Source organism: Acidocella sp. MX-AZ02 (assembly GCF_000306035.1).
Taxonomy (GTDB): domain Bacteria; phylum Pseudomonadota; class Alphaproteobacteria; order Acetobacterales; family Acetobacteraceae; genus Acidocella; species Acidocella facilis.
Genome location: NZ_JH976209.1, coordinates 167,129 through 178,696, shown reverse-complemented (window position 1 = coordinate 178,696; position 11,568 = coordinate 167,129). Strand labels below are relative to the sequence as shown.

The 11,568-nt window shown below is 65.6% G+C and carries 9 protein-coding genes; 4 read left to right on the top strand and 5 right to left on the bottom strand.

All coding sequences use genetic code 11. From position 1 onward, the window contains the following. Window positions 1–2,004: mechanosensitive ion channel family protein (locus MXAZACID_RS13045; RefSeq protein WP_008494886.1), on the top strand; the 2,004-nt coding region annotated here is incomplete at its 5' end. Here the strand turns inward: MXAZACID_RS13045 and MXAZACID_RS13040 are convergent. After that, window positions 2,001–2,723 carry a methyltransferase domain-containing protein gene (locus MXAZACID_RS13040; RefSeq protein WP_008494884.1) on the bottom strand — a complete coding sequence of 241 codons (723 nt, stop codon included), beginning with the start codon at window positions 2,721–2,723 and terminating at the stop codon, window positions 2,001–2,003. The genes MXAZACID_RS13045 and MXAZACID_RS13040 overlap by 4 nt on opposite strands. 39 nt (window positions 2,724–2,762) lie before the next feature. Between MXAZACID_RS13040 and gloB the strand changes: the two genes are divergently transcribed. Then, a complete protein-coding gene (gloB, locus tag MXAZACID_RS13035; protein ID WP_008494883.1) occupies window positions 2,763–3,488 on the top strand; it encodes a hydroxyacylglutathione hydrolase in 726 nt (241 codons plus the stop codon). Between the two features lie 173 nt (window positions 3,489–3,661). Beyond that, window positions 3,662–4,123: a DUF2147 domain-containing protein gene (locus MXAZACID_RS13030; protein ID WP_051060363.1), complete on the top strand. Its 462-nt coding sequence runs from the start codon at window positions 3,662–3,664 to the stop codon at window positions 4,121–4,123. A 57-nt stretch (window positions 4,124–4,180) separates the two neighbouring features. Here the strand turns inward: MXAZACID_RS13030 and ppdK are convergent, their stop codons facing one another. From ppdK to MXAZACID_RS13015, 3 genes are read right to left on the bottom strand one after another with little or no spacing between them, the layout of a single operon-like run. Next, entirely contained in the window at window positions 4,181–6,853 is a 2,673-nt protein-coding gene (gene ppdK, locus MXAZACID_RS13025) for a pyruvate, phosphate dikinase (protein ID WP_008494881.1), read from the bottom strand. A 12-nt stretch (window positions 6,854–6,865) separates the two neighbouring features. Continuing rightward, complete coding sequence (glyS, locus tag MXAZACID_RS13020; protein ID WP_008494880.1) at window positions 6,866–8,881, bottom strand: glycine--tRNA ligase subunit beta; 2,016 nt, start codon at window positions 8,879–8,881, stop codon at window positions 6,866–6,868. After that, window positions 8,874–9,755 (bottom strand): glycine--tRNA ligase subunit alpha, encoded by an 882-nt coding sequence (locus MXAZACID_RS13015; RefSeq protein WP_008494879.1) that lies wholly within the window; start codon window positions 9,753–9,755, stop codon window positions 8,874–8,876. The genes glyS and MXAZACID_RS13015 overlap by 8 nt, the downstream gene beginning before the upstream one ends. Before the next feature lie 75 nt (window positions 9,756–9,830). Between MXAZACID_RS13015 and MXAZACID_RS13010 the strand changes: the two genes are divergently transcribed. Then, the gene (locus MXAZACID_RS13010) at window positions 9,831–10,220 is read left to right on the top strand and encodes a hypothetical protein (RefSeq protein ID WP_008494878.1); all 390 of its coding nucleotides are present in this window, start codon (window positions 9,831–9,833) and stop codon (window positions 10,218–10,220) included. 231 nt (window positions 10,221–10,451) lie between these two features. On the opposite strand, the gene MXAZACID_RS13005 is transcribed toward MXAZACID_RS13010, so the two are convergent. Then, window positions 10,452–11,408 carry an acetyl-CoA carboxylase carboxyltransferase subunit alpha gene (locus tag MXAZACID_RS13005; RefSeq protein WP_008494877.1) on the bottom strand — a complete coding sequence of 319 codons (957 nt, stop codon included), beginning with the start codon at window positions 11,406–11,408 and terminating at the stop codon, window positions 10,452–10,454. Window positions 11,409–11,568 lie beyond the last annotated feature (160 nt).

Here is an 11,568-nt window from a genome sequence, read left to right as displayed (position 1 = left end):
GATGATTTTACCGATGCGCTGCATCGATCCACCCGGCTGACGCCGGTCTGGCACTGGCTGGCGGGCTTTGCCAATGCGCCGCAGCGCCGGGCGGATGCGCTGGCCATCGGGATGGCGCTGGCCATCGCGGTGGTGCCGGGCATGGCGCTGGATGTGCTGCTGGTGCTAGCACTGCGCGGCGCCGCCGCACTTTGCGCCCGCCAGGCGGTGCCCCGCCGCAACGAATATCTGCCGACACCGGATCTGGACGGTCTCGCCAGCGCGGAGGAGGGCGAGAGCGAGCAGCGCCCGCCCCGGCGCACCAGCCTGCGCGCCTGGAGCCGGCGCTTCGGCTTCGCGCTGCTGAAATTCCTGCTGATGCTGCTGCCGATCGCCGCCTTCGGCATCACCGAACAGCTCATCCTCAATTCCGGCCTCATCGCCCGGCGGCCGGCGCATCTGGCGGTGGTGGGCATCGTCAACGCCTATCTGGCGGCACGGCTGACCCAGGAGGTGCTGCGGCTGCTCTTTTCGCCCAACGCCCCCAGCCTGCGGCTGGCGCATCTGGCCAGTACCCATGCGAAATGGCTGATGCGCCGGGCGATGCTGCTGATCATCACCATCTTCGTCGCCTTCTGCATCATCTCGGTGGCCGAGATCCTGTTCCTGCCCAAGGATGGCGCCGGGGCGCTGCTGCGGCTGGCGGCGCTGGTCGTGCATCTGGAGGTCGCCTTCGCGATCTGGCGGAGCCGGCGCGTGATCAGCCGCTGGATCGCCGGCAAGCCCGGGAGTGACAGCTATTTCGCCGGCATGCGGCGGCGCTTTTCCAAGGTCTGGTATATTTTCGCGCTGTTCTATGTGCTCGCCCTCTGGGTCGCCTGGGCGGGCGGGGTGCAGAATGCGCTGGTGGTGCTGCTGCGGGCCTTGCTGGTGGTGTTCATCGCTTTGGTGCTGGGGCGGCTTGCCTGGGTGGGCAGCAATCGCGCCCTGGCGCGGATTTTCCCGGATGAGGACAGCGCCGCCCGCCGCAGCGCCGTGCTCGGCCGGGCGCGTACCTATAATCCGCTGATCCGCCTCGTCGTGCGCTTCGTCATCGCCATGCTGGTGCTGGTGCTGGTGCTGCAGGGCTGGGGGGTGGATGCGTTCGGCTGGCTGCTGACCAACAATATCAGCCGCGCCTTGCTCTCCGCCGGGTTCAGCGTGCTGGTCACCGTCGCCATCGCCATCGTGCTGTGGGAGGCGATCAATTACCAGCTCGATGCGCGGATCGAGCGGCTGAACAACGCCGGCAAGACCCGCCAGGCCTCGCGCCTGCGCACGCTGCTGCCGATGCTGCGCGCCGCCATCGGCATCGTGCTGGTGCTGGTGGCGCTGATCATCTGTCTCTCGCGCATCGGGGTGAACACCACGGGCTTGCTGGCGGTCTCCTCCGTGGTCGGCATCGCGGTCGGCTTCGGCAGCCAGAAGCTGGTGCAGGACATCATCACCGGGCTGTTCCTGCTGTTCGAGGATGCGATGCAGGTGGGCGATGTGGTGACACTCGGCGGCATGTCCGGCACGGTGGAGCGGCTTTCGCTGCGCACCATCCGGCTGCGCGGCGGCGATGGCTCGGTCAATATCATCCCCTTCTCCTCGGTCACCACCGTCACCAACCAGACCCGGGATTTCTCCTACGCGCAGATCTCGGTCATGGTCTCCTATGACGAGGATATCGAGCGGGTCAGCGCCTTGCTGAAGGAGATCGGGGCGAAGATGCGGGCCGAGGCCGCCTGGGGGGCGATGATGCGCGACGATCTGCAGCTGTTCGGGCTGGATAGTTTCGGCGAGCTGGGGCTGGTCTTCACCGGGCAGATCCGCACCGGGCCGGGCCAGCACTGGGCGGTGCGGCGCGAATTCAATGCCCGGGTGCAGAAGCGTTTCGCCGAGGAAGGCATCGCCCTCTCCTACCGGCGCCAGAGCATGAGGCTGGACCTGCCCCCCGGCGAAATGCTGCTGGGGCCGCCACCGAAACCCGCCGCGCCTTAACCCGCCCGCGAAAACCCGGCATTGGCCAGCACCCGCCGCGCCGTCGCCATCCGCCCGGCCGGCAGCACGCCATGCAGATTTTTGCTCACCTCCGCCAGCGTCAGCCCGGCAAATTGCGGCGCCAGCACCGGGCCCGCCTTTTCCAGCAGCCCGGCCACCCGCCGGAGCGGGGCCGGCAGCAGCGGCGGGGTGTAGAGGGCGGTGGTCTGCGCCTCCACCTGGAAGAACAGCCCGGTGAGCAGCCGCGCCAGCTGGCCCTCGGAATAAGGCTGGCCATGGCCGAAGGGCGTGCTCTCCGCATAGGCCCAGAGCCCGCGCCGGTTGGGCGCCACCACGATCATCCGCCCATCATCCTTCAGCACCCGCCAGGCCTCGCGCAGCGTCCGCCGGGCGTTTTCCGCCTGCTCCAGCCCGTGGATCAGCAAAATCCGGTCGAAGCTGAGATCCGCAAAGGGCAGCGCCTCCGCCTCGGCCATGCAGGAGAGATTGGCCAGCCCCGCCGGCCAAGGCGCGGCCCCCATATGGTTGGGCGAGAGCGCGATGCAGCGCGCCGCCTCCCGCCAGGGATGCAAACACGGCCCGGCATGGCCAATGCCCAGAACCGACAGCCCCTCCATGCGCGGCCAGAGCCGCGCCAGCTTCTGGCGCAGCAACAGGGCCACATGCCGGCCCAGCGCGGTTGCGTAAAATCCGGCCGCATCTCGTGCATCGATCGCCATTGCCCCTATATAACCACGTAACGCGAAGGAGCGAGAGCGATGACCGTCACGGCGCAAGCCATTCCCATGCTGTCCGACAATTATGCCTGGCTGCTGGTCGATAGTGTCTCCGGCAAGACCGGCATCGTCGATCCGGCAGAGGCCGCCCCGGCCGTCGCCGCGCTGGAGGCGCTGGGCAAGCGGCTGGATTACATCTTCCTCACCCACCATCATGACGACCATATCGGCGGCGTCGCGGAACTGGTGGCGGCCTACCGCCCGCAGGTGGTCGGTAATGGCGCGGACGCGCAGCGCCTGCCGAAGCTGGATATTTCCGTGCATGAAGGCTCGCTGGTGGAATTCGGCAGCGCCAGGCTGCGGGTGATCGAAACCCCCGGCCATACGCTGGGCCATATCTCCTACTATATCGCCGATGGCGGCATCCTGCTGCCGGGCGACACGCTGTTCAGCCTGGGATGCGGCCGGCTGTTCGAGGGCACGCCGGCGCAGATGTTCAACGCCATCGCCAAATATGGCGACCTGCCGGACGACACGCTGGTCTGCGCCGGGCATGAATATACCGCCTCCAACGCCAAATTCGCGCTGAGCGTGGAGCCTGGCAATGCGGCGCTGCAGGCCCGCGCCGCCGAGGTGCAGGCGCTGCGCGCGGCGGGCAAGCCCACCCTGCCGGTGAAATTGGGCCAGGAGCGCGCCACCAACCCGTTCCTGCGCGCCCCGGACGAGGAAAGCTTCGCGAAATTGCGCGCGGCGAAGGATAGTTTTTGAAACCCTTTCTGACCAATGCAGCTTTCTTGCAACAGGTATCAAAAATGACAGCGCCTTGGCGAGGAAACACTATTCCTGACACGGCCGGATTTGTTAGAAAGTTCCTGTCGGCAAGCCTCAACAAGGGGCACCGTCTGGGAGCTTTTTCTTTCTGTCTTTCTTTCTGTCGTGGGATGCTGCTGGCTGGCGCAATGCTGGCCGGCAGCGCCCTGCCCGCCGCAGCTTCGGACTTCACCCCTGGCTACTGGGTCTCCTCCGGCCACGAGATCGTGCTGGAAATCTCGCAATGCGGCGATGATCTCTGCGGTTTCATGGCCGGCATCGCGCTCGACCATCCGGGCGATGCGATGCCGACCGACTGGCGCGGCCAGCCGCAATGCGGCTTCCTGATGCTGCGCGTCGCCCCGGACGGCAAGACCGATGACGGCACCCCGCGCTGGAAAGGCGTGCTGCAGGACCCGCGCAACGGCAATGTCTATCGTACCATGGTGAAGTTCGACGCCAAGGGCAATCTGGATCTGCATGGCTATATCGGCGTGCCGGTGCTGGGCGAGACGCAGGTCTGGCCAAAATTCACCGGCAAGGTGGAGCCGGGCTGCCATGTGCCGGAGCTGGACGGCAAGGCCTCGCCATAACCGCGTAAAAAAGGCCGGGATCGCTCCCGGCCTTTTTCGTTGAAAGAGTTTCCGCGCTTATTTGTCGCGGAAATGGGTCTCCTTGACCTCGATCGCCGCCTGGGCGGCGGCCAGACGGGCCACCGGCACGCGGTAGGGCGAGCAGGAGACATAATCCAGCCCGACGCTCTCGCAGAAGGAGATGGAGGCCGGATCGCCGCCATGCTCGCCGCAGATGCCCAGCTTCAGCCCGGCCTTCTTGCCCCGGCCCTTCTCGGCGGCGATCTTCACCAGTCCGCCCACGCCATCGACATCGATGGAGACGAACGGATCCTTCGGCAGGATGCCCTTCTCAACATAGAAGGGCAGGAACTTGCCGGCATCGTCACGCGAGAGGCCGAACACGGTCTGGGTCAGATCGTTGGTGCCAAAAGAGAAGAAGTCCGCCGCCTCGGCGATCTGGTCGGCGATCAGCGCCGCGCGCGGCAGCTCGATCATCGTGCCCACCGAATATTCGATGGTCTTGCCGGTTTCCGCGAACACCGCCTTGGCGGTGGCCTCCACCTGGGCGCGGGTGATATCCAGCTCCTTCTTGGTGCCGACCAGCGGGATCATGATCTCCGGCACCGGGGCGTTGGCGGTCTTCGCCACCTCCACCGCCGCCTCGAAAATGGCCCGGGCCTGCATCTCGTAGATTTCCGGATAGGTCACACCCAGGCGGCAACCGCGATGGCCGAGCATCGGGTTGGCTTCGGACAGCTCCTCGCCACGCGCGCGGATCACCGCGATATCGACCCCCAGCGCATCCGCCACCTCCTGCATCTCCGCCTCGCCATGCGGCAGGAATTCATGCAAAGGCGGGTCGAGCAGGCGGATGGTGACCGGCAGACCTTCCATGATCTTGAACAGCGAGACGAAATCCTCGCGCTGGAAGGGCAGCAGCTTCGCAAGGGCAGCGCGCCGGCCAGCTTCGTCCTTGGCCAGGATCATCTGGCGCACGGCGCCGATGCGCGCCGGGTCGAAGAACATATGCTCGGTGCGGCACAGCCCGATGCCCTCGGCGCCGAACTTGCGGGCGGTCTCGGCATCCAGCGGGGTTTCCGCGTTGGTGCGCACCTTCAGGCGGCGGGCCTGGTCGGCCCACTCCATCAGCGTGCCGAAATCGCCGGAGAGCTGCGGCTCGATCATCTTCATCGCGCCGGCATAAACCTCGCCGGTGGAGCCATCGATGGTGATGATATCGCCCGCGCGCAGCACCACGCCATTGGCGGAGAGGGTCTGCGCGCCGTAATCGACCGAGATGCCGCCGGCACCGGCCACGCAGGGCCGGCCCATGCCGCGCGCCACCACGGCGGCGTGGCTGGTCATGCCGCCGCGGGTGGTGAGAATGCCCTGGGCGGCGTGCATGCCGTGAATATCTTCCGGGCTGGTCTCGATGCGCACCAGCACCACCGATTCACCCTTCTGCGCGCGCAGCTCGGCCTCATCGGCGGAGAACACGACCGCGCCCGAAGCCGCACCCGGGGAGGCCGGCAGGCCCTTGGAGAAGATGGTCTTCTCCGCCTTCGGGTCCAGCGTGGGGTGCAGCAGCTGGTCCAGCGCCGAGGGGTTCACGCGCATGATCGCGGTATTCTTGTCGATCAGCCCTTCATTCGCCATTTCCACGGCGATGCGCAGGGACGCCGCGGCGGAGCGCTTGCCCGCGCGGGTCTGCAGCATATAGAGCTTGTTCTGCTGCACGGTGAACTCGATGTCCTGCATATCCTTGTAGTGTTTCTCAAGGATTTCGCGGACCTTATGCAGCTCCTTATAGGCCTCGGGGAGCGCGTCCTCCATGGAGACCTCGCCCGGCTTGGCATAGGCGTTGGAGAGCGGGCGCGGGGTGCGGATGCCCGCCACCACGTCCTCGCCCTGCGCATTCACCAGATACTCGCCATAGAATTCATTGAGGCCGGTGGAGGGGTCGCGGGTGAAGCAGACGCCGGTGGCGCAGTCATTGCCCATATTGCCGAACACCATGGCCTGGACATTCACCGCCGTGCCCCAATCGGCCGGGATGTCGTGCAGGCGGCGATAGACATTGGCGCGCGGGTTCATCCAGGAGCCGAACACCGCGGTGATCGCCCCCCAGAGCTGGTCCTGCGGGTCCTGCGGGAAGGGCCGGTCCAGCTCTTCCTGCACCATCTTCTTGTAGCCCTCGACCACGTCCTGCCAATGGGCCGGGGTCAGCGCGGTGTCCTCGGTCACGTCGGCATCCAGCTTCACCTGCTCGATGATTTCCTCGAAGCGGTGATGATCGACATTGAGCACGACGGAGCCGTACATCTGGATGAAGCGGCGGTAGCTGTCCCAGGCGAAACGCTCATCCCCGGAGGCTTTCGCCAGGCCGAGCACGGTGTCGTCATTCAGGCCGAGATTGAGCACGGTATCCATCATGCCCGGCATGGAGACGCGCGCGCCCGAGCGCACGGAGACCAGCAGCGGCTTGTCCTTGTCGCCGAATTTGCGCTCCACCGCCTGCTCGATGCGGGCCAGCGCGGCATCCACCTGCGCCTTCAAATCGGCGGGATAGTTGCGGTCATTCTCGTAATAGGCGGTGCAGACTTCGGTGGTGATGGTGAAGCCCGGCGGCACCGGCAGATCGATGCTTGCCATCTCGGCCAGGTTCGCCCCCTTGCCGCCCAGAAGGTTGCGGAGCGAAGCGTTGCCGTCATTCACGCCAGCGCCGAAATTATAAACCCATTTCGTCATTACCTGGTCTCCTCACCCTTCAATCCGAGAAAAATCAGCCACTTGGTTGACCGCGCCGGTGAAGCGCGCGAGCAATCGCAAACGATTGCGGCGCAAATCAGGCGATTCCGCGTTGACCGTAACGTTTTCGAAAAAAGCGTCGATGGCAGGCCGGATGGCCGCCAGTTTCGTCATTGCCGTTTCGTATTCTTCTTGCGCGATGGACGCTGCTAGCGTCTCGATCACCAGCGCATCGAGCAGATTGGTTTCGTCCTGCTGCTGGAACAGCTTGGCCTCGGGCGCCCCGTCATGCGGGCCGTCCTTGGCATTTTCGATGCGCAGGATATTCGCCGCGCGCTTATAGGCGGCGACGAGGTTCTTGCCGTCCTCGCTGTCGAGCATAATGGAGAGCGCCTCAACGCGCTTCATCAGCCGCACCAGATCGTCATCCTCACCGGCGGCAAGAACAGCATCCAGCACGTCGAACCGCTTGCCCTCGCCGCGCAGCTTCACCCGCAGCCGTTCGATGATGAAGCTAAACAGCTCGCCTCGCGCCGTGCCCAGAAGCGGCAGCAGCTTCAGCCGGAGCTTATTCTCCAACACGATGCGGATGACACCCAGCGCCGCCCGGCGCAGCGCGAACGGATCGCCCGAGCCGGTCGGCTTCTCGCCCACGGCGAAGAATTCCCGCAGCGTATCCAGCTTATCCGCCAGCGCCACCGACACCGCGACGATGCCAGTGGGCACCGCATCGGATGGGCCTTTCGGCTGGTAATGGGTAGATATCGCTTGGCCGATCGCAGCGGCTGTCTCTTGGGCGGGATGCTGGCGGACAACATAATAACCGCCCATGATTCCCTGTAGTTCAGGAAATTCGCCCACCATACCGGTAACGAGATCAGCCTTACACCACAAGCCCGCCAATCTCGCCCAATTCGCTTTCTCGCTATTGGCTTGCAATAGTTTGGCGATTTCCTCGGCCAGATCCGCGATCCGGTCCGCGCGCTGGCGCTGGGTGCCGATCTTGGCGTGGAAGGTGATCTTCTCCAGCTTCGGCAGCAGGCTATCGAGCGGGGTTTTCAGATCCAGCGCCCAAAAATGCCGCGCATCGGACAGGCGGGCGCGCAGCACGCGCTCATTGCCCGCGATAATCGCCTTGCCCTCATCATCCGCCGCCAAATTTGCCACAAAGGCGAAATACGGGGCCGGGGCGCCGGTTTCATCCCGCAGCGCAAAATACTTCTGGTTAATCTTCATCGAAAGCTCCCGCACTTCCGGCGGCAACTCCATGAATTCCTTGTCGATCTGCCCGATCAGCGGCACCGGCCACTCGGCCAGCCCGGTCACCTCATCCAGCAGCCCCTCATCCGGGGCAACGCTGAGGCCCAGCGTCGCGGCAACCTCCGCAATACCCTCCGCCACCCGCGCCCGGCGCTCGGCCGGGTTGGCGATGACATGATGCTCTCGCAGTTTCTCCTCCCACACCGCGGCCGAGGAGACCTCAAACGGCCCCGGCCCGTGCACGCGGTGGCCTTCGGTGAGGTTACCGCTCTCCACCGGCCCGAGCTTGAACGGCACCACCGCGCCATCCAGCAGGCAGATCACCCGGCGCAGCGGGCGCACCCAGGTGAACTCCCCGCCCGAGCCCCAGCGCATGGATTTCGGCCAGGGCAACTTCGCCAGCAGCTCCGGCAGCACGCCGGCGATATAATCCGCCGCTGGCTGCGCCGGGCTCTGCTTGTTCAGCACCCAGAACTCGCCCTCCTGGACCAGATCCTCCTTCACCGCCCCATGCTTGCGCAGGAAGCCGGCCAGAGCCTGCTCCGGCGCGCTGGCGCGCGGCCCGCGCTCGGAAACCGAGCTGGCGGCAACCTCGGTGGCGATCTCGGCGGCAAGCGCGATGCGGCGCGGCCCGTAATAAGCCTGGCGCACCGTAATCGAGAGCGGCTTCAGCGCCTGGGCGCAGATCGCCTCCAGCGCCTCGCTCGCCGCCTTCTGCATGCGGGCGGGGATTTCCTCGGAGAAGAGTTCCAGAAAAAATTCAGCCATTGGACTCACCGGAAAGCCAGATTTCAGCGCAGGCCTTCGCCAGATTGCGCACCCGCGCGATATAGGCGGCGCGCTCGGCCACCGAGATCACGCCCCTTGCATCCAGCAGGTTGAACAGATGGCTGGCCTTGATGCATTGATCATAGGCCGGCTGCGCGACCATGCCCTCGACCAGCGCCATGCATTCGCGCTCGGCATCCTCGAAATGCCGTGCCAGCATGTCGGTATTGGCCAGCTCGAAATTATGCTTCGAATAGTCACGCTCGGCGCGCAGGAACACGTCGCCGTAGGACACACCCTGGCCGTTGAAATCCAGCTCGTAGACATTCTCCACGCCCTGCACATACATCGCCAGCCGCTCCAGCCCGTACGTGATCTCGGAGGAGGGCGAGACGCAGGCAATGCCGCCGACCTGCTGGAAATAAGTGAACTGCGTCACCTCCATGCCGTCGCACCAGACCTCCCAGCCCAGGCCCCAGGCGCCCAATGTCGGGCTCTCCCAGTCATCCTCGACGAAACGGATATCATGCTTGCGCCGGTCGATGCCGATGGCGTCGTAGCTTTCCAGCAGCAGCTGCTGGATATTGTCCGGGCTCGGCTTCAGCAGCGCCTGATATTGATAATAATGCTGCAACCGGTTCGGGTTCTCGCCATAGCGCCCGTCCGAGGGCCGGCGCGAGGGCTGCACATAGGCCGCCTTCCAGGGCTTCGGGCCCAGCGCGCGCAGCGTGGTGGCGGGATGGAACGTGCCCGCCCCCATCTCAACATCATAAGGCTGCAAAATCACACATCCCTGCTTCGCCCAGAAGGCGTGCAGGGTCAGGATGATGTCCTGGAAGCTCTTGGGCTTCCCTTGGGGGCTATGGACTGTCATGGGCCTTTGGTTAAACTGACGCGCCGCAGCAATAGGGCGCCGGGGCGGTTAGAGCAACCGGCAAGGAGGGGGTTTATGCGCAAGATAGTGCAGTGGGGCGTCAGTGACGTCGCCGGTGTGGCGCTGGCGATACTGGTCGGCGGCGGCACCTTCGCCTTCCGCGTGTTGGCCATTGTTCCACGTGCAACCGTCGGCATCTGCGCGGCCGGCAATGCGCCGGGCTGGTGCGTGCCGCGCGGCTGGGTGCTGAGCGGGCAATATTACGGCGCCTTCGGCTGGGCGGCGCTGCTCGTCGGCTTGGCGGCCTTCTTCGCCGGCAAGCGCGTGCTGGCCGGGCTGGCCATCGGCCTCGGCATCGCCGCGGTGGTGAATTACAACGGCACCCAGGGCATCATCGGCGCGGCTTTGGGGCTGGCGGCGTGGTTCAGCCTGCTGAGTGGGCGGGCGGGCTGGGGCCGGGTCTGAGCCTCTTCCATTGAGGGCTCACCATTCTTCGATCATTGATTTTCTTCGTATTTTCCCTGTTCCGTCAAGGGCGCGCGGCTCTGCCGCGCGTCGCCGAAGGCGAGTGAACCCCTTGACGGAACAGGGAAAATACGGAGACGCTCGGGATCGAAGCAATGGCTAGATCCATGCCTTGCCGCGTGGCGCCATAAAAACGGCGCATCTCGCGAGAGCGCCCCGTGAATGCCGGGGCTAGAGCCCCTGCTTGCCCATCGCCAAAAACTTCTCCCGGCGCTTGGCCTTCAAGGCCTCCGGGGTCTGGCCCAGCAGCGCCAGCAGGGATTTCTCCACCGCATCGCCCAGCGTCACCAGCGCCGCTGCGGGGTCGCGATGCGCGCCGCCCAGCGGCTCCGGCACGATCTCATCGATCAGCCCCAGCTTCTTCAAATCCTGCGCGGTGATGCGCATCGCCTCGGCAGCGGTGGCGGCCTGGGCGGAATCCCGCCAGAGGATGGAGGCGCAGCCTTCCGGTGAGATCACCGAATAGATCGCGTGCTCATACATCAGAACCGTATTGCCCGCCGCCAGCGCGATGGCGCCGCCGGAGCCGCCCTCGCCGATGATGGTCGCCACCAGCGGCACCGGCGCGTCCAGGCAGGCCTCGATGGAGCGGGCGATGGCTTCCGCCTGGCCGCGCGCCTCGGCCTCGATGCCGGGGAAGGCGCCGGAGGTATCGACGAAGCTGAGGATCGGCAAATTGAACTTGCCGGCCAGCTCGATCAGCCGCTTGGCCTTGCGATAGCCCTCGGGCTTGGCCATGCCGAAATTATGCTTCAGGCGGCTTTCGGTGTCGGTGCCCTTCTCGGTGCCGATCACCATCACCGCCTGGCCCCGGAAGCGGCCCATGCCGCCGACGATGGCGGCGTCATCCGCGAAGGCGCGGTCGCCGGCCAGCGGGGTGAACTCCTCGATCAGCGCGGAAATCACCGCCAGTGCCTTCGGGCGCTCGGCATGGCGGGCGACTTGCGCTTTCTGCCAGGGGGTCAGCTTGGCGTAGGTGGCCTTGAGCTGCGCATCCGCCTTGGCGGAGAGCTTGGCGACCTCTTCGGCGATGTTGATCTCGCCGGGGGCCGCACTCATCCGCCGCAGCTCCTCGATCTTGCTCTCGAGCTCCGCGACCGGCTTTTCGAATTCCAGATACTGACGCATGGCCGTGGGGCTTAGCACATCTTCCGCGTAAAAAAAGCCTTAAGCGCGCGCGGGCAGGCCCGCCGCCGCATCGGCAAGGCGCGCCAGCGCGGCTGACAGCTCGTCATTGCCGGGCGGCAAAGACGGCAAGGGCGCCGCCTCGCCGCGCAACCGGGCGAGG

Excerpts from the sequence above, each read along its gene's own strand:
- MXAZACID_RS13040 (WP_008494884.1), bottom strand. The coding sequence starts at position 2,723 with ATGGCGATCGATGCACGAGATGCGGCCGGATTTTACGCAACCGCGCTG.
- gloB (WP_008494883.1), top strand. The coding sequence starts at position 2,763 with ATGACCGTCACGGCGCAAGCCATTCCCATGCTGTCCGACAATTATGCC.
- MXAZACID_RS13030 (WP_051060363.1), top strand. The coding sequence starts at position 3,662 with ATGCTGCTGGCTGGCGCAATGCTGGCCGGCAGCGCCCTGCCCGCCGCA.
- ppdK (WP_008494881.1), bottom strand. The coding sequence starts at position 6,853 with ATGACGAAATGGGTTTATAATTTCGGCGCTGGCGTGAATGACGGCAAC.
- glyS (WP_008494880.1), bottom strand. The coding sequence starts at position 8,881 with ATGGCTGAATTTTTTCTGGAACTCTTCTCCGAGGAAATCCCCGCCCGC.
- MXAZACID_RS13015 (WP_008494879.1), bottom strand. The coding sequence starts at position 9,755 with ATGACAGTCCATAGCCCCCAAGGGAAGCCCAAGAGCTTCCAGGACATC.
- MXAZACID_RS13010 (WP_008494878.1), top strand. The coding sequence starts at position 9,831 with ATGCGCAAGATAGTGCAGTGGGGCGTCAGTGACGTCGCCGGTGTGGCG.
- MXAZACID_RS13005 (WP_008494877.1), bottom strand. The coding sequence starts at position 11,408 with ATGCGTCAGTATCTGGAATTCGAAAAGCCGGTCGCGGAGCTCGAGAGC.